A 24,727-nucleotide genomic window follows, 5' to 3' on the forward strand; every position below is an offset into this window, starting at 1 on the left:
TCACACCCGGATGAGCAGCTGTCCGCCGTCAGCTCCTGACCGCCAGCCGCGCGACCGCGGCGGCCAGCGTGCGCGCGGCCAGTCGTCCGTCGGCCAGGCCGAGGGCCACCAGGTCGTCGAAGACCCGCTGGTCGGCGGCGGCGGCCCGGACGGCGGCGTCCATCAGCGCGGGCCAGCGGGAGAGCTCCGACGCCAGCCGCGACGAGCGCAGGTGCCCGGCCAGCCGCCGCCGCACCAGCCCCCGGTACCGGGCCCCGGCGCCCGCCCCGGCACCCGCCGCCGCGCCGGCCAGCGCGCCCGAGAGGACGGCGTAGAAGATCCCCTCCCCGGTCAGCGGGTTGACCAGCGAGGCGGCGTCGCCGGCCAGCAGCACCCGGCCGTCGGGCAGCCGCGGCCGGCCGGTGGACAGCGGCAGCCGGTGCGCGCGCAGGCCCTCGGGCGCCACCCCGGGCAGCAGCCGGTGCAGCCCCTCGACCAGCGTGGCCCGGGTCGCCCCGCCGGACACCAGCTCGCCGTAACCGACGTTGGCCCGCCCGTCGCCCACCGGGAACGACCACGCATAGGCCGGCCAGCGCTGCTCGGTGGTCACCAGCACCTGGGTCAGCCCCTGCCCGGGCGGCGAGGGGGCGTAGCCGCGGATCGCCACGGCCAGCCGATCAGGGCGGTTGGTGGCCAGCCCCAGAGCCCGGCGGACGACGGACTCCGCACCGTCCGCCCCGACCAGCACGCCCGCCCGCAGCACGCCGTCGACGGTCACGCCGTCCGGGTCGGCCTGCACCCGGCGGACGGCGTGCCGGCGGAACCGCGCCCCGGCCGCCCGCGCCGCCCCCAGCAGGCGGGCGTCGAGCACGGTGCGGGGGACCACGTGCGAGGGGCGGGCCGTCGCCCGCTCGACCGCGGCGCCGCCCGGCGAGCGCAGCGCGAGGCGCGGGACCGGCGGATACCCGGCGGTCAGCTCCCCGGCATCGACGCCGAGGCCGGCGAGCACGTCGAGCGCCTCGGGGGCCACACCGTCGCCGCACACCTTGTCGCGGGGGAACGCGGCGCGGTCGACCACCAGCACCGAGGCGCCGGTGCGTCGGGCGGCCAGCGCGGCGGCCGCGCCGGCCGGGCCGCCCCCGACGACCACGACGTCCCAGCGCTCCACGGGCCCGACGCTAGGCGGTCGGCGCGACCCGGGTCACGGCGGTGTCGGCGTCCACGAGGACCCGGTGGAGACGGCGACACGCACGCCCCCGAGCGTGACCCGGCGCCGTGGGCAGCCGGCCTCGGGTTCACTGGGGAGGTGTTCTCTCCGACCGACGGCTGGGTGACCTGCTCGTTCGGCCACCGGCACTGGGGACTGCTCGGCGCGGCGGGGCTGCTCGTGCACCGGGACGGCGCCGACGGGACGGAACTGCTGCTGCAGCACCGGGCCGTCTGGTCCCACCACGGCGGCACGTGGGGGACGCCGGGCGGTGCCCTGCACGTGGGGGAGTCCCCCGAGCACGGTGCGCTGCGCGAGGTGCGCGAGGAGCTCGGCCTGCTCCCCGAGGACCTGCAGCTCGGCACGCGCTCGGTCGACGACCACGGCGGCTGGTCGTACACGACCGTGTTGGCCCGCCCGCTGCGCGGCATCGAGCCGGCCGACCTGCGGCTGGACGGCGAGAGCGACGGGGTCGCCTGGATCGCGCTCGGCGACCTCGCGTCGGTGCCCCTGCACCCGGGCTTCGAGGCCTCGCTGACCCGGCTGCACGACCTGCTCTTCTGAGGCGGCGCCTCACCCGGGCGACACGGTGACGGGGCCGGCGCCTCACCCGGGCGACACGGTGACGGGGCCGGCGCCTCACCCGGGCGACACGGTGACGGTGAGCGCCCGGTGGTCACCGACCGGCAGCGCGCTCGCCGTGGGGTCCCTGGGGTGCAGGCCGTCGCCGACCGCCAGCACGTGGTCCAGCTGCACCCGCGGGTCGACGGCGGGGAAGCTCGGTGCCCGCACCAGCGGCGTCGCGCCCAGCAGCCGGCCGGGCACCGCGCCGGGCAGGTTGAGGTCGCCGGCCAGCACCACCGGGCCGGCCATCCCGGCCATCCACCGGCGCAGCCGCAGCAGTTGGCGCACCGCCGTGTGCGGCGCGAAGGACAGGTGGGTGGCGACCACGGTGAGCCGCTCGAGCCGGGCGGCGACGGCGACCCGCGGTTCGTCGGGGAACCACCACACGCGCAGCCGGCCGGTGCGCGGGTCGGGACCCCGGACCGGCAGCCGCGCGCGGCCCGAGCCCAGCCCGTGCACCGACCACTCCAGCACCGGGAGCCGGCTGATCAGCGCGATGCCGTAGGCCGGGCTGTCGGGGGAGCTGTCCGGGCCGCGCAGCACCGGCGCGGCCGGCGTCCAGCTGCGGAACGGGTCGGGGGTGCCGGCGAGGGTCGCCGCGCCGCGCCAGTCCCCGGCGCCGAGCCCCACGGCCAGGACGGCGGCCTGGTCGACCCCGTGCGACCGCGGCTGCCCCGCGTCGACCTCCTGGACGGCGAGCACGTCGACGTCCAGCCCGGCGACCGCCGCGCCCAGCTGTGCGGGGGTGAGGACCGGGCCGGCCGGGCTGCGTCCCGAGGCGATGTTGACGGTGCCGACTCGCACGGCGGGCGCCCCGGGCACCCCGCCGACGCTACCCATCCCGGCCGCGCCCAGCTCCCCGGAGCGCGTCCTGGCTCACCGCGGTGCGTCCGGGCTCACCGCGGTGCTTCCGGGCTCAGCGTCGACCGTGAGCCCGGACGCCGCACGATCAGCCCAGCTGATCGTGCCCGACCCGGGTCGCTAGGTTGCCTCCCATGACCGCCCGCGACGACGTCTCCGAGATCTTCGACAGCACGGCGTGGCAGCCGGTCGAGGGGTTCGGCTTCACCGACCTCACTTACCACCGCGCCGTCGACGCCGGCGTCGTGCGCATCGCGTTCGACCGGCCCGAGGTGCGCAACGCGTTCCGCCCGCAGACCGTCGACGAGCTGATCACCGCGCTCGACCACGCCCGGCTGTCCACCGACGTCGGCTGCGTCCTGCTCACCGGCAACGGCCCCAGCCCGAGGGACGGCGGCTGGGCGTTCTGCTCCGGCGGTGACCAGCGGGTGCGCGGCAGGCACGGCTACCAGCACTCGGAGACCAGCTCCGGCCGGCTGCACGTGCTCGAGGCCCAGCGGCTGATCCGGTTCATGCCCAAGGTGGTCGTCTGCGTCGTCCCCGGGTGGGCGGCCGGGGGCGGGCACAGCCTGCACGTCGTCTCCGACCTCACGCTGGCCAGCGCCGAGCACGCCCGGTTCAAGCAGACCGACGCCGACGTCGGTAGCTTCGACGGCGGCTTCGGCTCGGCCTACCTGGCCCGCCAGGTCGGGCAGAAGTACGCCCGCGAGGTCTTCTTCCTCGGCGAGGAGTACACCGCCGAGGAGGCCCACCGCATGGGCATGGTCAACCGCGTCGTCCCGCACGCCGAGCTGGAGCGCACCGCCCTGGACTGGGGACGGCGCATCGTGGCCAAGAGCCCCACCGCGCAGCGGATGCTCAAGTACTCGTTCAACCTCGTCGACGACGGGCTGGTCGGCCAGCAGCTGTTCGCCGGCGAGACGACCCGGCTGGCCTACGCGGCCGAGGAGGCCGTCGAGGGGCGCGACGCCTTCCTCGAGAAGCGCGACCCCGACTTCTCCCGCTTCCCCTGGCACGTCTAGCGGCCTTTACGCTCCGCGTCAGCGGTACCGGCGTCGCGGCCCCCTTCGGGGTCCCGGCGCGAGCTTGCGAGGGCTGGGGAGAAGGGGGTCCTTCTGGTGATCGTCGAGGTGGTGGGCGGCGCGGACGAGCTGCCCGAGGTACGGGTCGTCGACGTGGACGACCTGACGCGGCTGCACCTGGCGCTGGGGGCGGTGACCGACGAGGAGGCCGACCGCGTGCTGCGGGACGCCGGGCTGGGCCGCCTGACCGACACCGAGACCGGCGTCCTCGACGTGGCCGCTCTGCGGGCCGCCGCCGAGCCGCAGGTGACGGCCGCCGACTGGGCGCAGCGGTGGGAGGACATGGTCGAGCAGGCCTCCGGCGCGGGCTGGCTGGCCGACGACGGGGCCGGTCTGCAGGTGCACGTGGAGAGCGCCGCGGGGGCCTGACCTCGCCGGGCGGGTGGGCGGGCTGGGTCTCGGCCGGAAAAAGCCCGTGAGTTGGTCGCCCGGTCATTGTGGTCACTCCACCGGGAGGTCACGATGTCGCGGTGACGTGCACCGATCAGGGGGGGCCGGCGTGACGGGGACGCCGGGCCGCCCGCTGAGCGCCGAGCTGTCCGACCAGTTGCTGACCGTGGCGGTCGACATCCTGGCCGAGGAGGGCTGGGGCAGGCTCAACAGCGATCGCGTCGCCGCGCGTGCCCGGGCCGGCAAGGCGGGCATCTACCGCCGGTGGCCCACCATGGCGGCCATGGCCCGGTCCGCGGTGGCGCGGTTCCGGCTGGTGGAGGCCCCGCCCGACTGCGGGTCGCTGCGCGACGACCTGGCCGCCCTGGTCGACCGCTGGCGGTGTCCGCTCGACCGTGAGGAGCGGGCGACCGCGAGCCTGGTCGGTGCCGCCCGCCACGACGAGGACCTCCGCGCCGGCCTCGACGCGGCGCTGGTGCAGCCCCTCGCCGAGGCGGTGGAGACGATCGGCGCCCGCGCCGCCGCCCGCGGCCAGGAGGTGCCCGAGTCCCGCCTGGCGCTGCTCGGCTCGGTGCTCGAGGCCTTCTGGTGGCAGCGGTTCACCTCGGCTCGCGGGGTCATGAGCGCAGAACAGCTGCAGCGCGTGGTGGACGAGGTGCTGCTGCCGATCGTGCAGCCGGTCGGCGAGGACGTCCGCGTCTGAGGGTCAGCCGGTGCGCCGCAACCGGCTCTCGGGCGGGACGGACCTCTCCGGCGGGGCGGACATGGCCGAGACCAGCCCCGAGAGCACCTGGTCGGCCACCGTGCGGGCGACCGCGACGCCGGCCTCCGGATCGGCCGACGACACCCCGGCCGACTCGGTGAGACCCAGCCGCTGCTCCCGGACCAGCGTCCGGACGGCGGCCAGCCACACCGCCGCGGTGACCGAGGCGGCGGTCCGGGGGTCGCTGGCCAGCGGCGGGACACCGCCGTCGGCCTGCCAGGCCTCCAGGAGCGCCTCCGCCAGCAGGTTGATCGACTCGTGGTGCAGTTCGCGCTCGTGGGCGCGCAGCGCCGGGGACGCCTCCAGCGTCATCGCGAAGCTGCGGCCCTCGGGCGTGGCCAGCGACCGGACGTAGGCGCCCACCCGGTCGGTGAGGTGGGCGTGCAGCGCGGTGAGCGGCGCGACCCCGGGGGTGCGCGCGCGGACCGCCGTCGCCGGGCCGTCCACCCAGGGGATGTGCCCGTCGAAGAAGAGCTCCTCCTTGGTGGAGAAGTGGTTGAAGACCGTCTGCACCGCGACGTCCGCGGCCGTGGCGATGTCGACGATGGTGACAGCCTCGAACCCCCGCGCGGCGAACAGCGCCTGCGCGGTCTCGCGGATGAGCGCCCGGGTCTGCGCCTTCTTCCGGGCGCGCCGGTCGAGGACCTCACTCACGGTCTTACACTAACTCCGCTCCGTGTACCCCGTGTCGTGGCCCCGGTCGTGGGGTGACTCCATCCTGCGCCTCTTTCGACACGAGCGCGCGGGGCCGCGCCGCGACCGGTGCGGACGTGGGCGCGCCGGAGCGGACGGAGAGGGGACCACGACCGGATCGTGCCGCACCGAACGCGGCTGTGGGGCGACCTGCCGACCGGACCAGCGGTTGCGTCGTCCGCCGGGTGGGCAGGAGGCCGGCATGGGCCTCGCCAACGACACCCAGCCGACCAACGACACCCAGCCGGCCAACGACACCCTGCCGGCATGAGCGTCCGGGTCGGCCTGGTCGGAGCCGGGGGCGTGGGTGCCCGCCACGGCCGGGTGCTGTCCGGGTTCGACGACGTCGAGCTGGTCGGGGTCGCCGACGCCGCCCCCGGGGCCGCCGGTGCGCTCGCCGCGGAGCTGGGCGTCCCGGCCGTCGACGACGTCGCCGAGCTGCTGCGCCAGCCGCTGGACGGCGTGTGGCTGTGCGTGCCGCCGTTCGCGCACGGGGAGCTGGAGCTGGCCGTCGTCGAGGTGGGGGTCCCGTTCTTCGTCGAGAAGCCGCTGGCCAGCGGCCTGCCGGTCGCCGAGGAGGTGGCGCGGGCGGTCGCCGCCGCGGGGCTGCCCACCGCGACCGGCTACCACTGGCGGCACCTGGACACGGTGGCCGCGGCCCGCGCCGTCTGCGCGGCCCACCGGCCCCGGCTGGTCGACGCCACCTGGCTGGACAAGGTCCCGCCCCCGGCGTGGTGGGCGCGGCGGGAGTCCTCGGGCGGGCAGGTGGTCGAGCAGCTCACCCACGTGGTCGACCTGGCCCGGCTGCTGGCCGGCGAGGTCGTCGAGGTGCGGGCGATGGCCGCGTCGTCCACCGCGGAGGGCCGCGACGTCGACGACGCGACCGCGGCGCTGCTCACCTTCGCCTCCGGCGCCGTCGGCACGGTGACCGCGGCCTGCTCCCTGCCGGGCAGGCTGCGCGCCGGCCTGGACGTCGTCTGCGACGGCGCGGCGGTGGAGCTCACCGAGACCACGCTGACCGTCACCACCGCGGACGGCACCGACCGGCGCGAGCCCCGGGTCGACGGGCGCACCGCCGTCGACCGGGCCTTCGTCGACGTGCTGGCCGGCGGCGCCCCGGCCGAGGGCCTGGTGGACTACGCCGAGGCGCTGTGCACCCACCGGGTGGCGGTGGCGATCACCGAGTCGGCGCGCACGGGGGACGCCGTCCGGCCCTGACCGACCGGGCATGGGAAGCGATACATGCGTTCTCGTGGTCAGGACGCAGGTATCGCTTCCCATGCCCGCCGGTCAGCCGAGCAGCGGCAGCGGACTGCGCACCCGCGCCATCGCCTCGGCGTAGACCCGCTCGTAGCCGTCGGCCATCACCGCGGGGGCGAACCGGCGACGGGCCTGGCCGGCGCACTCCTCGGGGTCGATCTCGTCCAGCCGGGACAGCGCCGCGGTGAACCCCTCCTCGTCGGTGGCGAGGAAGCCGGTGCGGCCGTCCTCGACCAGCGAGGGCAGACACCCGCGGGCCATGGCGACCACCGGCGTCCCGGCGGCCAGGGCCTCGCAGACGGCGGTGCCCCCCGGCTCCTCCCAGCGGATCGGGAACAGCACCGCCCGGGAGGTCCGCAGGAGAGCGGCCTTTTCCTCTCCCCCCACGCTGCCGATCCAGCGGGCGGACACGCCGTCCAGGTGCGGGTCGACGTGCTCGGCGAACCAGGCGACGTCCGGGTGCGTAGAGGCCGGGTGGCCCGGCTGGGCCAGGGCGGCGGTCAGCGCCGGCCGGTCCGGCAGGCCGCCGACAGGTCCGGCCAGCACGAGCGGCACCCCGGCGGCCCGGCAGGCCCGCAGCGCGGTGTCCACGCCCTTGATCTCGCACAGCCGCGCCAGCACCAGCACCGAGTCGCCGCGCTCGGCCCGGGGCACCGGCGGCTGGTCGTCGACCGGCACCGACAGCGGGACGATGCCGATGACCTGCTCGCGCAGCCGCTGCGGCGCCTGCGCCACCTGGCTGTCGGAGACCCCGGCGAAGAACACCCGGTCCCGGCCGTCGAAGACCGACCAGAAGTCGGCGTTGCGCCGCGGGTCCCAGTGCAGCGTGGCCACCACCGGCGGCCCGGCGTCCCCCAGGCCGCCCAGCACCGCCGGCCCGACCACCTCGACGTGCGTGTGCACCAGGTCGAAGGGCGCACCGGCCAGCGCGTGCTCGGCCAGCGTGGCCAGCACCACCTGCTCGTGCGCGTGCGCGGTGCCCACCACCTGCGGGTACGGCCCGCCCAGCTGCTCGAACCGGCCGGTGGGGAAGGCGCTGACCAGCCCGTCGACCGGCAGTGTCGACTCGCCCACCGACGCAAGGACGACGGTGTGCCCGCGGGCGCGCAGCTCGGCGGTCAGCGTGGCGACGACGTTCTCCAGGCCTCCGTAGCCCGGCGGCGGCACCGGCAGCCACGGGCCGGCGTCCATGAGGATCTTCACGCCCACAGCCCCGGACGGCGGCGGGCGGCCCGCACCGCCCGCATCGGCGGGCGCTCGACGACCGAGACGTCCCAGGTGACCTCCTCGAGGCCGTCGGCGGTGCGCAGGAACTGCAGCAGCTCGCTCTCCGGCCGGGCGGCACCGGGCAGCCGGGCGAGCGCGGTCTGCAGGATCTGCCCCGCCATGCGGCCGAGCGCCGCGTCGGTCTGGTGGCTGTGCTGCCGGGTGCCCAGGTCGACCTGGGCCAGCGCGTCGAGGCCGGCCAGCGCCACCAGGTCGACCAAGAGGCCCAGCTCCACCCCGTAGCCGGACACGAACGGCACCTGCTCGAGCAGCTCCCGGCGGCCGGCGTACTCCCCGGACAGCGGCTGCACGAAGCCGGCCAGCTCCGGCCAGAACGCGTTGAGCAGCGGTCGGGCGACCAGCTCGGTGACCCGGCCGCCGCCGGAGGGGACGATGCCCTCGGGCGTGGTCAGCGGCCGGTCGTAGAGGGCCTTGACGTAGCCGACGGTGGGGTCGGTCAGCAGCGGGCCGAGCAGGCCGACCACGAACTTCGGGTCGAAGGCGATCAGGTCGGCGTCGACGAAGACCAGCAGCTCACCGGCGGTGGCGTGCAGCGACTTCCACAGCGCCTCGCCCTTGCCCGGCCGGGTGCCGTGGCCGGGCAGCACGCTGGCGACGTGGACGACGCGGGCGCCGGCGGCGGCCGCGACCTCCGCCGTCCGGTCGCTCGACCCGCTGTCGACGACGACGACCTCGTCGACCAGCGGGCAGCGTTCGACCAGTGCCGCGCGCAGGGCCGCGACGATGCCGCCGACCGTGCGCTCCTCGTCGAGCGCCGGCAGCACCACGCTGACCGTGGTGTCGCGTTCCTGTTTGGCGGCGAGCAGCTCTCCGGCCTGCCAGGTGTCGGCAGTGTAGGTGCGCTGGTTCAACCAGCGTCGGACGTCAGAGCGCACACGTCTCCCTCGGCAGGGTGCCGACACCGATGCCGGCACGGGACCCCGTCGGCGACAGGATGCACGCCCGGCGGCGATCTGTCGCCGCCTTCCGTCGCCGACGCCGTGCGGCGCCGGTTGCTCGACGCTCCCCGCGATGCTCGCGCACCGCCATCCCGGGCGCTCGTCCTGGGAGCGTCCGCCCTGGTACACGGCCCAGCGACCGCTCCCACCCCCCACCCGTGGGGAGGAGAGCGCCTCGGCAGGGAACTCGACCACGTTCACGGTCGTGGAACCGGGTGCAGGGGCCCACTCGTGGTTGCGGAGCGGAATGGTCGGTCGGACGGCGGTGCGGACGCTCCCCGAGCCCGGCAGCCCGCGGATCACTCTCCGTGTCCTCGACCTGACCGATCCCGGGTGGGACGTGGCCGCCGCGGCGGCCGACCTGAGCCCGGCCGAACGGGCCCGGGCCGACCGCGGCACACCGGCGGTCCGGCGCCGGCGGGTCCTCGTCCGCTCCGCGCTGCGCTCGCTCCTCGGCGGCCTGCTCGACCTCCCCGCCCGCGCCGTGCCCCTGCAGACCGACCGCGGCCGGCCGTTCCTCGTCGGCTGCGGCCTGAGCTTCTCGTGCTCGGCCGGCGGCGACGTCGCCCTGGTCGCGGTCTCGGCCGACGTCTGCGTGGGCGTCGACGTCGAGCGCTGCTCCGGGGAGGACGCCGCCGTCGCCGCCGGTGAGGGCTGGCTGGCGCCCGTCGAGCAGGCGCGGATCGCCGCACTCCCGCCGTCCGCCCGCCCCGGAGCCGTCACCCGCTGCTGGACGCAGAAGGAGGCGGTGCTCAAGGCCCGCGGGACCGGCATCCTCCGGCCCCCCTCCGACGTGGTGACGCCGGTCGCCGACGCCGGGTGGATCGGGCCGTGGTGGGTGGCCGCGGTCCCCGTGCCCCCCGGCCACCTGGCCAGCCTGGCCTGCGACGCCGCGCTGCCCCCGGGCGCGCTCGGTGTCGTCCCCTGACCCCTGGAGGTCGCCGATGAGCGTGCGCGACCCCACCGCGACGGTGGCGCCGGGACGCGTCCCCCAGCTCGCCGGCTCCCGCGCCCGCGCCGAGGCCGTCGCCGGGCGCCCGCTGCCGACGCCGACGGCGCTGCACGACTGGCAGCACGACTGGTAGTGCGCCTGGGTGGCCGACGCCATGGCCGTCGAGGTCCGGGACCCGGCCGCGCCGGGCAGCCCCCGGCTGGCGCTCTTGGTGGTCCTGCGGCCCGGCGTGGTCCTCGACGACGCGCTGACCCGTCTCGTCCCGGTGATCACGAACCAGCTCCACGCCTGGCGGCGGGTGGCCCCGACCTCACCGTCGTCGACGTGCCCGGGGCCCCCCACGACCTGATGGCCGCCGAGAACGCCCCCGAGCTGGCCGCGCGGGCCTCCCGGGTGCTGGCGGTCTCGGCGGGGTGACCTCGGACGCCGGCGCCCGAGGTATGGGAAGCGATACCCGCGTCACGGGCCGGCTGACGCACGTATCGCTTCCCATACCCGAGGTCAGGCGGACGCCGGGGCGTCGGCGGGGCGGCGCAGCGCGGTCGGGCTCAGCGGGCCCACCGCCGCGCCGTCCCCGGTCGGCTCGGGGTGGCCGAGGTCGGTCAGCCAGCCGCGCAGCACCCGGTGCAGCTGCTCGGCGCCGACGACCTCGCCCGGGGCCCGGAAGGACCGCGGGTGCACCAGGACGCCGTGCTGCTGCGGCCCGCCCAGGCCGCCGTGGGAACCCACGTGCGGCTCGAACGCGGAGGCCTCGTCGGTGTCCGGGTCGTAGCGGCTGTTGACCACGACGTCGGCGCAGTTGGCGAACCCCGACACCCGGGCCACCAGCCGGGGTGCGTGCTCCCCGTAGGGCAGCAGCGGGTCCTCGCCGAGGACGGCGCCCGAGGCCAGCCGGTGCAGCCCGTCGCGGCCGAGCACCACCGGGCCGTCCTCCTCCGAGTGCACCAGCACGAAGCCCACGCCGTCGTGGTCGACCAGGCCGGGCAGCAGCGCCGGCCAGTGCCGCTCGATCTCCTCCAGCGACACCCGGCCGGGGACGTCGGGGAACCAGACCGCCGCGGCGTGCCCGGAGACGGTGACGACCACGCCGGGGGCGACCCGCGGCACCTGCCCCTCGCGGCCGGTGGGCAGCTCGTGGGGGTGCGGCACCCCGTCGGCCCGCTCGACCCGTTCCCGCAGCCGCTGCGCGATCGGGCCGCCCTCGGCGAGCACGGCGCCGACCTGCCAGCCCTCGGTGAGCCGGCGGCTGTCCCGCGGGCCGGTCAGGCGCGGCCCGGGCCGTTCGGCCGGCGCTCCGCACAGTCGGCCGACCAGCTCCTCGACGGTCTCCCCGAAGCGGTTGGCGAACGACGCGCCCTGGGTCTGCCCGTGGTCGGAGAGGCAGACCAGGTGGTAGGCGCGCGGCGCCAGCTGGGCGGCGCGGTGCAGCCGGCCGATCTGCTGGTCGATGCCGCGCAGCACCGCCAGGCTGTCGGCGCGCTCGAGGCCGGCGTGGTGGGCGGCCTCGTCGTAGCCGAGGAAGTCGGCGTAGGCGACCGGCCGGCCGGCGAGCATGTCCTCCAGCAGCGCGTAGACGACGACGTCGCGGGTGATCACCGTCGTTCCCGGGCGGGCCAGGGGGTAGGCCCCGCCGCGCGCCACTCGGGGCCGGACGTCGTGGCGGCGCTCCCGGGCCGCCGCGGTCAGCTCCCGGTAGACGTCGACGAGCGAGACCGCGACGGTGCGCAGCGCGTTGACCGGGCTGGCGAAGTAGGCGTAGTAGCCCGAGCCGACCCGCGTGCGGGCCTGCCGCTCGCGCCGGCTGGTGGCGGGGACGACGTGCGCCAGCGAGCTCATGGTGAGGCTGACGTGGGCGGCGTCGCCGGTGAACAGGTTGCCCCGGCTGGCGCCGCCGCCGGCCAGCAGCCCGCGGCCGTCGGAGTGCGCGCGCTCGACCGCGGCGGCGTCGACCGGGTTGGAGACGCGCACCACCCGGTCGCGCTGCTTGTCGTACCAGCGGAACCCCGGGATGTCGGTGGTGGAGCCGTGCAGGATGCCGCAGACGCTCGCGCCGGTCTGCGAGCTCCAGTCGGTGTGCCAGGAGGCCAGCGTGTGGCTGCCCGAGCGCAGCCAGGCGGCGAGGTTGGGCATCGACCCGTCGCGGACGGCGCGGCGGGCGGTGTCGTGCGAGAGCCCGTCGATCTGCAGGAACAGCACGCCGGGCGGGCGCGGCTCGCCGTCCGCCGTCCGTCGGGCCCGGCGGCGGGCGCGGCGGAAGAACAGCTCGTCCTCGTCGAGCGCCAGCACGCTGCTGACCAGGCCGGAGACGGCGGCCATGCCCACCCCGACCACGACCGCCGTCTCCAGGTCGGCGATGACCACGCCGGGGACGAGGAACGACAGGCCGAGCACCGCCGTCCCCAGCAGCAGGAAGCTGCCCAGGCCGAGGGTGAACAAGGCCAGCGGCAGCGCGATCCGCATGACCAGCGGCCACACCACCGCGGTGAGCAGGCCGAGCAGCAGCGCGATCACCGGCGGCTGCCACCACGACGGCATGGCGAAGCCGGCGAGCCAGCGGTCCAGGCCGGCCAGCGCCGCGGTGGTCACCGCCCAGGTGAGCAGCACGCGGGCCGTCGTCCGGCCGCGTTGCAGCACCCGGCCGGCGGGGACGGGAGGGGTCATGCCGGTCCGCAGCGCGAGGGCTCCCGCTCCGACTCCCGAGCACGCCTGCGGCGCGCGCCCACCAGGTTGAGCACGCCGCCGACGACGAGCACCAGCACGGTGGCCAGCAGGACGGCGGTGAGCGGGGAGTCGAAGATGCCGCCGCTGACCACGCCGAGCAAGGCGTAGGCCACCGCCCACAGGAAGGCGGCCAGTGCGGACGCGGGCAGCAGCCGCCGCCACGGGTAGGCCAGGGCGCCGGCGGCCAGCAGCACCGGGATCCGCCCGGCGGGCAGCAGCCGGCCGACGACGACGATCTGCCAGCCGTGCCGGCGGAACTGCTCGCGGACCTCCTCGATCCGCTCCGCGTGCTGGCCGCGGGCGACCCAGCGCACCGCCGCGGGGCCGCCGGACCGGCAGACGGCGAAGGTGACCACGTCGCCGGTCCAGGCGGCGAGGGTGGCGACGAGCAGCACGAGAGGGAGGCTGAGCCCGTCGGCGGTCACGGCGAACGCGGCGCCGGCGCCCACCACCGCGCCGGTCGGTACCACCGGGACGATCGAGCCGAGCAGCACTCCGCCGAAGAGGACCGGGTAGCCGATCGCCGACCCGACGGTCGCACCGGCGGCGAGCGTGCCAGTGCTCACGGCGCGCCCGTCGGTGCGGGCAGCAGGACCGGCTGCCCGGGCTCGGTCACCGCCACCCGGGTGCCCAGGCCGCGGCCGGCGACCGCGGCGGCGAACGCGCGCGGCGGCTCGGCGAGCAGCCGGCGCATCCGGGGCAGCGCCGGAGCGCCCGGCAGCGCGAGGGTGCCCCAGTGCACCGGGACGGCGACCCGCGGTCGCAGCCGCGCCGTCGCCTCGGCCGCCCCGACCGGGTCGAGGTGGCCGGGCCCCAGGGTGAGGCCCCAGCCCCACACCGGCAGCAGCGCGACGTCCACCCCGCGGGCGCCGAGCACGGACATCTCGTCGATCAGGCCGGTGTCGCCGCTGACGTAGACCGTGCGCCCCCCGCCCTCCACGAGGTGGCCGACCGCGGCGGTGTCCGGCCCGTGGGTCAGCCGCGGCCCCCAGCGGTGCCCGCTGTGGTCGGCCGGGACGGCGGTCACCTGCAGCGCGCCGTGGGTGAAGACCTCGCCGGGCACGACCTCGACGACGCAGCGGAACCCGCGCGAGCGCAGCCACGCCCCGGCGCCGCGGGGGACGGCGATCCGCACGTCCGGCCCGAGCCGCCGCAGCGACGGCAGGTGCAGGTGGTCGCCGTGCAGGTGGCTGAGCAGCACCAGGTCGACGCCGGCGTACGTCTCCGGTCGCGGGGCCGGCACCACCCGCCGCAGCGGCCCGACGCGGTCGGTGAGCAGCGGATCGGTCAGCACGGTGTGCCCGGCCAGCTCGACGCGCACCGTCGAGTGGCCGAGGAAGTGCAGGTCCAGCTCACCCACGCCGCCCAGTATCGACCTGGGCGCCGACAGGACGGGAGCCGATCGCACCCACCCTCCCCCCGAGCGCCCTCCCCCGATCGCCCTCTCCCGGTCCCTCTCCCAGTTGATCATGGGGTTGTTGCCGGCGACACGCGACGACGCGCCGCGGCAACCGGCCACAACTCCATGATCGACTCGGGGTGGGTCGCGAGCGGTGTCGGGGGTGGACGGCGGCGTCCACAGACCCTCCCGCCGTCCACAGATCGGGTCGACCGCTCCTCCCGGGCGCCCCGGCCGGTGACGGTCGCGCACGTGACGGAGTTCGACCTCGGCACCGCCTACACCTGGACCGGTGCCCGCGGCCGCGGAGCGACGCGCGGCCAGATCGCCCAGGACGGCGTACGGGTGGGACGGGGCGTCTACCTCTCCGCCGCCGTCGAGCCGGACCTGCCCGCCCGGTGCCGTGCCTGGCAGCTGGCCCTCCCGGCCGACGCCGCCTTCGGCCTGGGGACGGCGGCCGGGTTGCACGGTGCCCCGATGGCGACGTCCTCCACCGTCCACGTCGTCATCCCGTCCCGGCGGCAGTTGCCCCGGCGGGCCGGCCTGACGGTGCACGAGCGGCTCCTCGGGGCGGAGGACGTCGTGGTGCTGGACGGGCTGCGACAGACGTCCGGACCGCAGACCTTCCTCGACCTGGCCGCCGGGCTGCCGTCCGCGGAACTGGTGGCGGTCGGCGACGGGCTCCTGCGGGCCGGCCGGCTGACCGCGGAGTCCCTCGTGCGGCGCCTGGCCCGGGCCGATGGCGTCCGAGGGGTCGTGCGTGCCCGGGAGTGCGCTCCTCTGCTCACGGCCGCGGCGGCTTCCCGGCCCGAGAGCCTGATCCGCTACTGGCTGGTGACCAGCGACCTGCCCGACCCGCAGGTGCAGGTGCCTGTGCACGACCGGTGGGGGAGGGAGGTCACGCACGCCGACCTGGGCTACCCGCAGTGGAAGGTCGCGGTGGAGTACGAGGGTCAGCAGCACGCCGAGCCCGACCAGTTCGGACGCGACATCGACCGCTACTCCCTGATGGCGGCCGACGGCTGGCTCGTCGTCCGCTTCGCCGCGCGCCACCTGGGCGGGCCGGTGGTCGTGGTCGAGCGCACCCGCGGCGCGCTGGTCAGCCGCGGCTGGCGGCCCTGACCCCGACCCCGTCCCGCGCGCATGGCGGCCCCTCCGCTCCTCCCCGAGCCTCTCCCTCGAGCCTCTCCCCGAGTTGATCATGGGGTTGTTGCAGACGACACGCGACGACCCGCCGAAGCGAGCGGCAACAACCCCATGATCAGCGGAGAAGGGCGGACGGCGATCAGCGGAGAGGGCGGCGGGGAGGGGCGGACGGCGATCAGCGGGGAGGGGCGGACGGCGATCAGCGGGGCGGACGGCGGACGGGCCGGCAACCCCGTGACCTGCGGGTGGGACGTGTCCCGATGAGCCGTTTCGGTACGGAAGTGGCAGAGTTCCCCACGTGAAGACCTGGCTCGATGCCTGGCCGGTGTTCCGGCAGCTCACCGGCCCAGACCCGCTCGGCCGCGGCAGGGCCGCACGGAGCAAGCAGACCGAGCAGCTCACCAGCCGCACGGCCACCGCCGACCGCGTCGTCCAGAGCGTCTGCCCGTACTGCGCCGTCGGCTGCGGGCAGCGGATCTACGTCGAGGACGAGCAGATCGTCCAGATCGAGGGCGACCCGGACTCGCCGATCAGCCGCGGCCGGCTGTGCCCCAAGGGCAGCGCGAGCAAGCAGCTGGTCACCAGCCCGACCCGGGTCACGAAGGTCCGCTACCGCCGTCCGTACGGGACCGAGTGGGAGGACCTCGACCTCGACACGGCGATGGAGATGATCGCCGACCGCGTCCTCGACGCCCGCCGCAAGGGCTGGCAGGACGAGTGCGAGGGCAAGCGCGTCAACCGGACCATGGGAGTAGCCAGCCTCGGAGGGGCGACCCTCGACAACGAGGAGAACTACCTCATGAAGAAGCTCTACAGCGCCCTGGGCGCGATCCAGATCGAGAACCAGGCCCGCATATAGCACTCCTCCACCGTCCCCGGTCTGGGGACCTCGTTCGGTCGTGGCGGTGCCACGAACACCCTGGAAGACCTGGCGAACTCCGACTGCATCGTCATCGAGGGTTCGAACATGGCCGAGTGCCACCCGGTGGGCTTCCAGTGGGTGATGGAGGCCAAGGGGCGCGGCGCGAAGGTGATCCACATCGACCCGCGGTTCACCCGGACCAGCGCGGTCGCCGACCTGCACGTACCGATCCGCGCCGGCGCCGACATCGCGTTCCTCGGCGGGCTGATCAACCACGTGCTGAGCAACGACCTGTACTTCCGCGAGTACGTGGTCGCCTACACCAACGCCGCCGCGCTGGTGGGTGAGGACTTCGTCGACACCGAGGACCTCGAGGGCGTCTTCTCCGGGCTGGACCCCGAGCACGGCCACTACGACGAGACGAGCTGGCAGTACGAGTTCGACGAGCCGCCGCACTCGGGCTCCGACGACCCGCAGCGGGCCGCCGAGCAGAAGGCGGCCGAGCAGCACCCGGCCGTGCAGGACTCCGACCGCGCCCAGGCGGCCGGCAGCGGTGGGCCGCCCATCGCGGCCAAGCCCAAGCGGGACGAGACGCTGCAGCACCCGCGCACCGTCTTCCAGGTGCTCAAGCGGCACTTCGCCCGCTACACGCCGGAGATGGTCGCCGAGGTCTGCGGCATCGAGCCGGAGGTGTTCGACCAGGTCGCCCGGTGGGTGACGGAGAACAGCAACCGCGACCGGACGACGGCGTGGGTGTACTCGGTGGGCTGGACGCAGCACTCGGTCGGCGCACAGTACATCCGCACCGCGTCGATCCTGCAGGCGCTGCTGGGCAACATCGGCCGTCCCGGCGGCGGCATCCTGGCGCTGCGCGGGCACGCCAGCATCCAGGGCTCGACCGACGTCCCGACGCTGTTCAACCTGCTGCCCGGCTACCTGCCGATGCCGCACGCCCTCCAGCACCACTCGCTGGAGGACTACGTGGCCGACGCGGCCGGCAAGGCCGGCTTCTGGGGCAACAAGCGGGCCTACACCGTCAGCCTGCTCAAGGCCTGGTTCGGCGACGCCGCGCAGCCGGAGAACGACTTCTGCTTCGACCACCTGCCCAAGGTCACCGGCGACCACAGCTCCTACCGGACCATCGCCGACATGATCGAGGGCAAGGTCTCCGGCTACTTCCTGGTCGGGGAGAACCCCACGGTCGGGCACCCCAACGGGCGGATGAACCGGTTCGGGCTGGCCAACCTCGACTGGCTGGTCGTCCGCGACCTGCAGCTGATCGAGTCGGCGACCTTCTGGCACGAGGCCCCGGAGATCGAGACGGGGGAGCTGGCCCCCGAGACGATCGCCACCGAGGTCTTCTTCCTGCCCGCGGCCACGCACGCGGAGAAGGAGGGGACCTTCACCCAGACCCAGCGGCTGCTGCAGTGGCGGCACAAGGCGGTCGAGCCGCCGGAGGACGCCCGCAGCGACCTGTGGTTCTACTACCACCTCGGCCGCATCCTGCGGGAGCGCCTCGCCGACTCCACCGATCCGCGGGACCGTCCGCTGCTGGACCTGACCTGGGACTACCCGCTGATCGGGGAGACCCGGGACCCCGACGCCGCGGCCGTGCTGCGGGAGATCAACGGCACCGGGCCGGACGGGCGGGCGCTGTCGTCCTACGTGCAGATGGCCGACGACGGCTCGACCACCGGCGGCTGCTGGATCTACTGCGGGGTCTACGCCGACGAGGTCAACCAGGCCGCCCGCCGCAAGCCCGGCCGCGAGCAGGGGCTGGTCGCCTCCGAGTGGGGCTGGGCCTGGCCGCTCAACCGCCGGGTGCTCTACAACCGCGCCTCGGCCGACCCGGACGGCCGGCCGTGGAGCGAGCGCAAGCGCTACGTCTGGTGGGACGAGGAGGCCGGGAGGTGGACCGGCCAGGACGTGCCGGACTTCGAGGCCCAGAAGCGGCCGGACTACGTGCCGCCGGACGGCGCCAAGGCCCAGGACGCCATCGCCGGCACCGACCCGTTCGTCATGCAGGGCGACGGCAAGGCCTGGCTGTACGCGCCGGCGGGGCTGGTCGACGGTCCGCTGCCGACGCACTACGAGCCGGCCGAGTCGGTGGTGGAGAACGCCTTCTACAAGCAGCAGAGCAGCCCGACGATCGAGCGCATCCCCGGGCCGTGGAACCGGGAGAACCCGTCCTGCAGCGAGGTCTTCCCGTTCCAGGTGACCACCTACCGGCTCACCGAGCACCACACCGCCGGCGGGATGAGCCGCACCCTGCCCTACCTGGCCGAGCTGCAGCCGGAGTTCTTCGTCGAGGTCAGTCCGGAGCTGGCCGAGCTGCGCGGGCTGGCCAACGGCGAGTTCGCCACGCTGATCAGCAGCCGGACGGCGATCGAGGCCAAGGTGCTGGTCACCGAGCGGATGCGGCCGATCAGGCTGGCCGACGGCACGGTCGTGCACCAGATCGGCGTGCCGTACCACTGGTCCTACAGCGGCATCTCCACCGGTGACTCGGCCAACGACCTGCTGGGCATCGTGCTCGACGCCAACACCCACATCCAGGAGGACAAGGTCAGCACCGCCGACATCCGCCCCGGACGCCGGCCGCGCGGGCCGGAGCTGATCGACCTGGTGGAGTCCTACCGCCGGCGGGCCGGGGTGCCCTCGGGGCGGGTCGGTGTCAACGGGCGCGACCCGGTCGAGGCCTCGGCCGGTGAGGGGTCGACGCTCACGTGAGCGCCGGTGCCGCCCGCACGATCAGGTCAGCTGATCATCCGGCGTCCTGGCTCACGGTCGACGGTGAGCCAGGACGCGTCAGGGTGATCCAGGACGACGCGACCAGGGAGGAGAGGCCGGCGTGACCTCGATCAGCTCGGTCAGTGCGGCCTACACCGGCCGCGACCCCGACCACCGGCTGTACGGGCCGCTGCCCGACGTGCAGGGCGAGGCCGGGTACGACGGCGACCACCCGGCGCGGGTGGGCTTCTTCACCGACACCTCGGTGTGCATCGGCTGCAAGGCCTGCGAGGTGGCGTGCAAGGAGTGGAACGCGCTGCCGATGGACGACTCGCACGGCACACGGGACGTCATCGGGCTGTCCGGCATGTCCTACGACAACACCGGGCAGCTGGGCGCCAACACCTGGCGGCACGTGGCGTTCATCGAGCAGAGCCGGCCGGTGGACCTGCCGACGCCCACCTTCGGCCGGCCGGGCGACGACCGTCAGGACAGCGGCCCGTCGCCGGCGGACGGCCCCCGGGACACGCAGGCGGCGGCGCAGCAGAGCGTGCTGAACGCCGAGGCCCTGTCGGAGTTCGACCCGCAGACCGGCCAGTCGGGCACCGACAAGCAGATCCGCTGGCTGATGAGCTCCGACGTGTGCAAGCACTGCACGCACGCCGGGTGCCTGGACGTCTGCCCGACCGGGGCGCTGTTCCGCACCGAGTTCGGGACGGTGGTCGTCCAGGGCGACATCTGCAACGGCTGCGGCTACTGCGTGCCCTCCTGCCCGTACGGGGTCATCAACCAGCGCAAGGGCGACGGCCGGGTGTTCAAGTGCACGCTGTGCTACGACCGGCTGACCGACGGGCTGATGCCGGCGTGCGCGACCGCCTGCCCGACCCAGTCGATCCAGTTCGGCAACCTCGACGAGCTGCAGGCCCGCGCCGACGCGCGGCTGGCCACGCTCAAGCGGCAGGGCGTGGAGACGGCGCGGCTGTACGGGCGCGACGAGGACGACGGCGTGGGCGGCGCGGGGGCGTTCTTCCTGCTGCTCGACGAGCCGGAGGTCTACGGGCTGCCGCCGGACCCGATCGTCACCACGCGCGACCTGCCCGCGATGTGGCGGTCGGCCGCCGCCGCGGCGGCGATGATCATCGGGGTGGCGCTGTCCGCGGTCCTCGGCTCGCGGAGGACCCGATGACCGGGCCGAAGTGGCCACAAAGGCCCCTCATCGAAGGGTCGAAGTGGCCACGGAGGCCCTGGGGGGTGGGCGCGTGACCGAGGGCGTGACGACGCCGGGCGCCGGCTGGCGGCGAGCGGGCGGCCCGCCGGCGCAGCGGCGGGAGAAGCGACGCCGGCGGCGTGGCGGCCGCCCCGGCGGCGAGGTGCCGATGGTCGAGGAGGCCCAGTTCACCTCCTACTACGGCCGCCCCATCATCAAGCCGCCGGTGTGGAAGAGCCCGGAGGTGCCGCTGTACCTGTTCCTCGGCGGGGCGGCCGGGTCCTCGGCGGTACTGGGCGCGCTCGCCGACGTCACCGGCCGGCCGCACCTGACCCGGGTGGCCCGGCTGACCGCCGGCGGCAGCTCGATCGCGTCGGTGGGGTTCCTCATCATCGACCTGGGGCGCCCCGAACGCTTCCTGCACATGCTGCGGGTGCTCAAGCCGACGTCGCCGCTGTCGGTCGGCTCCTACATCCTGGCGCCGTTCAGCGCGGCGGCCGGGGCGACGGCGGCGGTGGAGCTGCTGGGCTGGTTCCCGCGGCTCAAGCGCTTCGGCGGGGCGGTGGCGGCCGTCTTCGGCGGGCCACTGGCCACCTACACCGCGGTGCTGCTGTCCAACACCGCCGTCCCGTCGTGGCACGCGTTCCACGGCAAGATGCCGTTCGTCTTCGGCGGGTCGGCCATGGCCGCCGGCGGCGGGCTGTGCCTGGCGTTCACGCCGCTGGCCGAGTCGGCGCCGGCGCACAAGATGGCCATCATCGGGGCGGGGATCGAACTGGCCGCCCTCCGCGGCATCGAGCGCAACGACAGCATCGTCGCCGAGCCGTACCACCGGGGCCGGGCCGGGAAGCTGATGCAGGCGGCGAAGGCGTGCACCGCCTCCGGCCTGGGCCTGGCCGTGCTGGTCGGGCGCACGCGGCCGGGGGCGGTCGTCTCCGGCGTGCTGCTGGCGGCCGGGTCGCTGCTCACCCGCTTCGGGGTCTTCGAGGCCGGGGTCGCCAGCGCCGAGGACCCGAAGTACACCGTCGTCCCGCAGCGGGAGCGGTTGGCGGCGCGGCAGGCCGGGGACCGGGTCGCCTCGAACGGACACGCCTCGACGATCACCCGCTGACGCGCTGACCCCGGGGCCGACGAGATGCGTCGCCGGCTCCGGGGTCAGCCGCGTCTGCGTCGGTGACGACTTCGTGCAGACAGATGTGTGCGTGGTGCGGCCACCGGGCTGACGCGCGCGGGCTCGGAGGGCTCACACCGGCGGCGCGGCCGACCTCCGCAGCCGCGTCAGCCGTTCGTCGACCTCGGCGCGGTCGAACCGGGTCGGGTCGAGCGTCTCGCCGTCGGCCAGGCCGAGCCACTCGCGGACGTCGGAGTGCTCGGGATGGCGCGGGTCGCGCGCCGCCTGGACCATGTCGGCCCACCCCCACACCCCTCCGGAGTCCTCGTGCGGCGCGGCGCCGGCGCCGGCGACGCACCGCGGCAGCGCCACGTTCCCGGCCGGTTCGCTGCCGACGACGGTGACGCGGTGCTCCCAGCTGTCGCCGAAGTCGTACAGGTAGCGCAGCTCGCCCCGTCGCGGGCCGATCAGCTGGCCCAGCCGCACCGCCGACTCGTCCTGGGCGTGGTCGCCCGGCGGCGCCCAGTCGTCGCCGAAGGGGTCGCGGGAGGCGAACCGCGTGGTGCGGCGACCGGGCCCGACGGCGGTGAACTCGTGCAGGTGGGAGTCGTCCCAGCCGAACAGCGCCTGGACGACGTCGTGCAGCTCGTCGAGGGGGAGGTTCGGGTCGACGAGCACCTCGCGCCACACCGGAGGGTGTGCATCCACCAGCTCGACGCGCAGCCGGTAGACCTGTCCGGCCAGTGCGGGGTCGGGCTCGGGCAGGTCGGGGCCGGAGGCGTCGGCCGACTCCACGCTCGCGAGCAGCTCGGAGGCGAGCCGGGCCAGCAGACCGCGCAGCGGCGCGGCGGCGGTGATGGTGTCGGAGACCTCCAGGATGCCGTCGTCGGCCAGCTGGTGCAGCAGCGGGTGTGCCGGCAGGGCGGCGAACGCCAGGTACGTCGCCAGGCGGGCGTCGACGTCGGCGGGTCCGGCCGGGTCGAACAGCTGGTCGACCGGAACCGGCCGGTCGAGCGCCGCGGCGGCCAGGACGGGCAGCAGGGTGGCCAGCGGAGGCGGTAGCCAGGGCTGCGGCGCGGGTGAGGTCAGCACGTGGCGGAGGTGGGCGTCCACCAGGCGTCGGCGGGCCTCGTCGCCCTGCTCGGCGTCGCCGGAGACCCAGCCGTGGGCGAGGGGCGTGGGCGTGGCCTCGGTCGGCGTGACGACGAGCAGGTCGGCGTCCTGGGCTGCCTGCCACAGGTCCGCCAGACGCGGGACGTCCCACATGGACCGCGGCCGGCGGTCGCCGAGGTCGAGATCCAGCCGCTCGGCGACGGCGACGACGTCGGCGCGGCGCAGGGCTCCGGTGCCGGTGACCGGGCGGCGCGGGACGACGAAGCCCAGCAGGGTCTCGGCCCGGACCACCAGGGGGAGGGTGCGCAGGGCCGCCTGCTCGGCCGCCGGGTCGACCGTCACGGCGTCGAGTTCGTCGAGCAGCGCGGCGAGCGGTGAGGTGACCCGCTCCGCGACTCCCAGCACCGCGTCCAGCTCGTCCGGCGTCCCCTGCCAACGCCCCGTGTCGCCGAGGAAGGCGAGCAGGAGAGGGAGAGCGGCGAGCGCGTCGACCTGGTTCCCGTCGGCGACCGCTGCCAGCGCGGTGACGTGGTCGACGGTCCAGGACGAGAGGTCGGTGAGGCCGGCGCGGTCGGCGGCGAGGTCGACGGTGGTGACGACGTCGTTCCAGAGCGCACCCGTGTCGACGTCCTCGGGCGGGCCGTGGCCGTCGAACCAGGCGAGGAAGGAGCCCCGCAGCCTGGCCAGCTGCTCTCCCGGCGACCGTACGGACCGCAGCCGGAGCGGGCCCCGGGGCTTGCCGTGCCTCTTGGCCATGGCCACCTCCTCGCCGTGTCCAGCCGCGGCCACGGTAGCGAGAGACGTCGCCATGGTCGACGCTGTGCACGAGGGCCAGGCGGGCCGCGTCCGCCAGGACACCGTCTGCCGAAGGAGCGGTGTGTCGGTCTTCCTCCTCGCGGTGCCGGCGCTGCTGGTCGTCGTCCTCGGCTACTCCGTCGGCTACACGGTCTGGGACGCGCTCGGGGCACCGGGCAGCCCCGAGCCCGCGGGCTGGGCCACCGGCCTGGTGCTGCTGGTCGTCGTGACCTGGCTGTTGGTGTCCCGGCAGCGGCGGCTGCGCCGCCGGCTGCGGCGGGCCCGCGCACGGGGCGATGCGGCGGAGGCGGCGCGGTTGCGGGCCGAGCTGTCCCGGGGACGGCGCCGGTCGCGGAGCTGACCCCGACCCGTCGGTACGTCACCCGGACGGCCACGGTTCGCCGCGCCCACTTGTCGGCGGCGTTGCGGACGTCGAGAGTTCTCCTCGAGGTCGGGTGTGCCGACCAGGACCACGGGAGCCGTCGTGAGCAGTGACCAGTTCGAGACCACCCCGGATCCTGCGGAGCCGCACGGCACCGCGTCGTCGGGCTCGTCGAGGGCCGGCTACGGCCAGCCTGCGTACGGCCAACCGACCCACGGCCAGCAGCCGGCTCACGGAGAGCTCGCCCCAGGGCAGCAGTCCACTCCGCCGGGACACGGGCAGCCAGGACACGGGCAGCCGGGCTACGGCCAACCGATCCAGAGCCAGCCCGTGTACGGTCAGCCTCCCGTCGTCGTCCAGACCGGCGCGCCGGGCAACGGTCTCGGGGTGGCGGGCTTCGTCACCGGCCTGCTCGGTCTGCTCTTCTTCTGGCTACCGGCGATCGGCATCGTGCTGGCCCTGCTGGGGGTGGTCCTCGGCGGCGTCGGTGTCGCGTCCGGCCGGAGGAGGGGTGCCCCCACCGGGCTGGCCGTCGCCGGGCTGGTCCTGGGGATCATCGCGCTGATCCCGGCGATCCTCGTCATCGCCGCCGTGGTGTCCATCGGCGCCGGCACCTGAGCACCGGGGCCGGGGTCGGCGAGGACCCCGACCCCGTACAGGTCGTGCAGCTGAGCCCTCATCGAGCTCGCGCACGGCCGCGGCCAGTCGGTCCAGGTCGTCCAGCCGGATGCGCAGCTCCAGGTCGACCGCGGCGAGCAGCCTGTTCAGCGTGACCAGCGACGGCTGCCGGGTGTCGGCCTCGATCCGCTCCACTGTGGAGCGGAGGACGCCGTCCAGCGCCGCGAGCTGGGCCTGGGAGACGCCCCTCTTGGCGCGGGCGCTGCGCAATGAGCCTGTCCGAGAATTGGTTCAGGGCCAGTCCGGTCGGCGGTGGCCGTAGGTCTGCAGCCCGACCAGGACGGCGACGGCGCCGGTGATGGCGTGAATCTTGACCAGCGGCGTGATCCGGGTGCGATCCATGATCCGCCAGGACTTCAGCAGCGCGTGCGGGCGTTCGTTCTCCGCCCGTGCTCGGGTGATCTCGCGGTCGCCGGGCTTGGGCGTCTTGTGGTTGCCGGCCCGACAGATCACGTGCAGATCGGCGCGGGCGGAGCGGAAGCCGGCGTCGGTGACGATCGCCACCTCGGAGGCCAGCACGGCGCCGATGAAGCTCGAATGGCGCGCC

22 protein-coding genes and 2 pseudogenes are annotated in these 24,727 nt (G+C 75.4%); 13 read left to right on the forward strand and 11 right to left on the reverse strand.

Features of this window, described 5'->3' with window-relative positions; genetic code table 11:
• Positions 1 to 28 precede the first annotated feature (28 nt).
• Positions 29 to 1,147 (reverse strand): NAD(P)/FAD-dependent oxidoreductase, encoded by a 1,119-nt coding sequence (locus DQ238_RS14870; RefSeq protein ID WP_113782045.1) that lies wholly within the window; start codon positions 1,145 to 1,147, stop codon positions 29 to 31.
• Positions 1,148 to 1,285: 138 nt separating this feature from the next.
• On the opposite strand from DQ238_RS14870, the gene DQ238_RS14875 reads away from it, so the two are divergent.
• A complete protein-coding gene (locus DQ238_RS14875) occupies positions 1,286 to 1,750 on the forward strand; it encodes an NUDIX domain-containing protein (RefSeq protein ID WP_113782046.1) in 465 nt (154 codons plus the stop codon).
• Positions 1,751 to 1,825: 75 nt separating this feature from the next.
• On the opposite strand, the gene DQ238_RS14880 is transcribed toward DQ238_RS14875, so the two are convergent.
• Positions 1,826 to 2,632: an endonuclease/exonuclease/phosphatase family protein gene (locus tag DQ238_RS14880; RefSeq protein ID WP_233495984.1), complete on the reverse strand. Its 807-nt coding sequence runs from the start codon at positions 2,630 to 2,632 to the stop codon at positions 1,826 to 1,828.
• A gap of 173 nt (positions 2,633 to 2,805) precedes the next feature.
• Here DQ238_RS14880 and DQ238_RS14885 point away from each other — a divergent pair, with 173 nt between their 5' ends.
• The 3 genes from DQ238_RS14885 (at position 2,806) to DQ238_RS14895 (ending at position 4,846) form a co-directional block, all read left to right on the forward strand.
• The gene (locus DQ238_RS14885; RefSeq protein WP_113782047.1) at positions 2,806 to 3,693 is read left to right on the forward strand and encodes a 1,4-dihydroxy-2-naphthoyl-CoA synthase; all 888 of its coding nucleotides are present in this window, start codon (positions 2,806 to 2,808) and stop codon (positions 3,691 to 3,693) included.
• 96 nt (positions 3,694 to 3,789) lie between these two features.
• A complete protein-coding gene (locus tag DQ238_RS14890; RefSeq protein ID WP_113782048.1) occupies positions 3,790 to 4,122 on the forward strand; it encodes a hypothetical protein in 333 nt (110 codons plus the stop codon).
• A gap of 130 nt (positions 4,123 to 4,252) precedes the next feature.
• A complete protein-coding gene (locus DQ238_RS14895) occupies positions 4,253 to 4,846 on the forward strand; it encodes a TetR-like C-terminal domain-containing protein (protein ID WP_113782049.1) in 594 nt (197 codons plus the stop codon).
• 3 nt (positions 4,847 to 4,849) lie between these two features.
• Here the strand turns inward: DQ238_RS14895 and DQ238_RS23305 are convergent, their stop codons facing one another.
• Complete coding sequence (locus DQ238_RS23305; protein ID WP_199506357.1) at positions 4,850 to 5,560, reverse strand: TetR/AcrR family transcriptional regulator; 711 nt, start codon at positions 5,558 to 5,560, stop codon at positions 4,850 to 4,852.
• A gap of 306 nt (positions 5,561 to 5,866) precedes the next feature.
• Between DQ238_RS23305 and DQ238_RS14905 the strand changes: the two genes are divergently transcribed.
• Positions 5,867 to 6,817, forward strand: a complete 951-nt coding sequence (locus DQ238_RS14905) for a Gfo/Idh/MocA family protein (RefSeq protein ID WP_113782050.1) — start codon at positions 5,867 to 5,869, stop codon at positions 6,815 to 6,817.
• Positions 6,818 to 6,889: 72 nt separating this feature from the next.
• Here DQ238_RS14905 and DQ238_RS14910 read toward each other — a convergent pair whose 3' ends face one another.
• The gene (locus DQ238_RS14910) at positions 6,890 to 8,062 is read right to left on the reverse strand and encodes a glycosyltransferase (protein ID WP_113782078.1); all 1,173 of its coding nucleotides are present in this window, start codon (positions 8,060 to 8,062) and stop codon (positions 6,890 to 6,892) included.
• Complete coding sequence (locus tag DQ238_RS14915; protein WP_113782051.1) at positions 8,059 to 9,021, reverse strand: glucosyl-3-phosphoglycerate synthase; 963 nt, start codon at positions 9,019 to 9,021, stop codon at positions 8,059 to 8,061. The genes DQ238_RS14910 and DQ238_RS14915 overlap by 4 nt, the downstream gene beginning before the upstream one ends.
• A gap of 310 nt (positions 9,022 to 9,331) precedes the next feature.
• On the opposite strand from DQ238_RS14915, the gene DQ238_RS14920 reads away from it, so the two are divergent.
• Positions 9,332 to 10,012 carry a 4'-phosphopantetheinyl transferase superfamily protein gene (locus DQ238_RS14920; protein WP_113782052.1) on the forward strand — a complete coding sequence of 227 codons (681 nt, stop codon included), beginning with the start codon at positions 9,332 to 9,334 and terminating at the stop codon, positions 10,010 to 10,012.
• Between the two features lie 16 nt (positions 10,013 to 10,028).
• The gene (locus DQ238_RS22860; RefSeq protein ID WP_158550797.1) at positions 10,029 to 10,169 is read left to right on the forward strand and encodes a hypothetical protein; all 141 of its coding nucleotides are present in this window, start codon (positions 10,029 to 10,031) and stop codon (positions 10,167 to 10,169) included.
• Positions 10,170 to 10,537: 368 nt separating this feature from the next.
• Here the strand turns inward: DQ238_RS22860 and DQ238_RS14930 are convergent, their stop codons facing one another.
• From DQ238_RS14930 to DQ238_RS14940, 3 genes are read right to left on the reverse strand one after another with little or no spacing between them, the layout of a single operon-like run.
• Positions 10,538 to 12,697: a phage holin family protein gene (locus DQ238_RS14930; RefSeq protein ID WP_113782054.1), complete on the reverse strand. Its 2,160-nt coding sequence runs from the start codon at positions 12,695 to 12,697 to the stop codon at positions 10,538 to 10,540.
• Positions 12,694 to 13,323, reverse strand: a complete 630-nt coding sequence (locus DQ238_RS14935; protein ID WP_113782055.1) for a DedA family protein — start codon at positions 13,321 to 13,323, stop codon at positions 12,694 to 12,696. Before DQ238_RS14935 ends, DQ238_RS14930 begins: the two co-directional genes overlap by 4 nt.
• A complete protein-coding gene (locus DQ238_RS14940) occupies positions 13,320 to 14,117 on the reverse strand; it encodes an MBL fold metallo-hydrolase (protein ID WP_233495985.1) in 798 nt (265 codons plus the stop codon). Before DQ238_RS14940 ends, DQ238_RS14935 begins: the two co-directional genes overlap by 4 nt.
• A 291-nt stretch (positions 14,118 to 14,408) precedes the next feature.
• Here DQ238_RS14940 and DQ238_RS14945 point away from each other — a divergent pair, with 291 nt between their 5' ends.
• From DQ238_RS14945 to nrfD, 4 genes and pseudogenes are all read left to right on the forward strand, one after another.
• A complete protein-coding gene (locus DQ238_RS14945) occupies positions 14,409 to 15,278 on the forward strand; it encodes a hypothetical protein (protein WP_113782080.1) in 870 nt (289 codons plus the stop codon).
• Positions 15,279 to 15,600: 322 nt separating this feature from the next.
• A pseudogene (fdh, locus tag DQ238_RS14955) lies at positions 15,601 to 18,894 on the forward strand (formate dehydrogenase).
• Between the two features lie 121 nt (positions 18,895 to 19,015).
• The gene (locus DQ238_RS14960) at positions 19,016 to 20,080 is read left to right on the forward strand and encodes a 4Fe-4S dicluster domain-containing protein (RefSeq protein ID WP_113782058.1); all 1,065 of its coding nucleotides are present in this window, start codon (positions 19,016 to 19,018) and stop codon (positions 20,078 to 20,080) included.
• Positions 20,081 to 20,153: 73 nt separating this feature from the next.
• Positions 20,154 to 21,212, forward strand: coding sequence for an NrfD/PsrC family molybdoenzyme membrane anchor subunit (gene nrfD, locus DQ238_RS14965; RefSeq protein WP_113782059.1), 1,059 nt, complete (start codon positions 20,154 to 20,156; stop codon positions 21,210 to 21,212).
• Between the two features lie 132 nt (positions 21,213 to 21,344).
• Here nrfD and DQ238_RS14970 read toward each other — a convergent pair whose 3' ends face one another.
• Complete coding sequence (locus DQ238_RS14970) at positions 21,345 to 23,081, reverse strand: plasmid pRiA4b ORF-3 family protein (protein ID WP_113782060.1); 1,737 nt, start codon at positions 23,079 to 23,081, stop codon at positions 21,345 to 21,347.
• Between the two features lie 121 nt (positions 23,082 to 23,202).
• On the opposite strand from DQ238_RS14970, the gene DQ238_RS14975 reads away from it, so the two are divergent.
• Positions 23,203 to 23,481 (forward strand): hypothetical protein, encoded by a 279-nt coding sequence (locus DQ238_RS14975; RefSeq protein ID WP_113782061.1) that lies wholly within the window; start codon positions 23,203 to 23,205, stop codon positions 23,479 to 23,481.
• Between the two features lie 351 nt (positions 23,482 to 23,832).
• A complete protein-coding gene (locus DQ238_RS23800) occupies positions 23,833 to 24,120 on the forward strand; it encodes a hypothetical protein (protein ID WP_233495987.1) in 288 nt (95 codons plus the stop codon).
• Between the two features lie 126 nt (positions 24,121 to 24,246).
• Here DQ238_RS23800 and DQ238_RS23805 read toward each other — a convergent pair.
• Both DQ238_RS23805 and DQ238_RS22865 read right to left on the reverse strand, forming a co-directional pair.
• A pseudogene (locus DQ238_RS23805) lies at positions 24,247 to 24,390 on the reverse strand (helix-turn-helix transcriptional regulator); the annotation flags it as partial.
• Between the two features lie 21 nt (positions 24,391 to 24,411).
• A partial coding sequence (locus DQ238_RS22865; RefSeq protein ID WP_158550798.1) for a hypothetical protein occupies positions 24,412 to 24,727 on the reverse strand: 316 nt, incomplete at its 5' end.

The sequence above is a fragment of the Geodermatophilus sp. TF02-6 genome, from assembly GCF_003319115.1.
In the GTDB taxonomy this organism is placed as follows: Bacteria; Actinomycetota; Actinomycetes; order Mycobacteriales; family Geodermatophilaceae; genus Geodermatophilus.

Coding starts and splice junctions, on each gene's coding strand:
- DQ238_RS14885 (WP_113782047.1), top strand. CDS start 2,806: ATGACCGCCCGCGACGACGTCTCCGAGATCTTCGACAGCACGGCGTGG.
- DQ238_RS14905 (WP_113782050.1), top strand. CDS start 5,867: ATGAGCGTCCGGGTCGGCCTGGTCGGAGCCGGGGGCGTGGGTGCCCGC.
- DQ238_RS14920 (WP_113782052.1), top strand. CDS start 9,332: ATGGTCGGTCGGACGGCGGTGCGGACGCTCCCCGAGCCCGGCAGCCCG.
- DQ238_RS22860 (WP_158550797.1), top strand. CDS start 10,029: ATGAGCGTGCGCGACCCCACCGCGACGGTGGCGCCGGGACGCGTCCCC.
- DQ238_RS14930 (WP_113782054.1), bottom strand. CDS start 12,697: ATGACCCCTCCCGTCCCCGCCGGCCGGGTGCTGCAACGCGGCCGGACG.
- DQ238_RS14970 (WP_113782060.1), bottom strand. CDS start 23,081: ATGGCCAAGAGGCACGGCAAGCCCCGGGGCCCGCTCCGGCTGCGGTCC.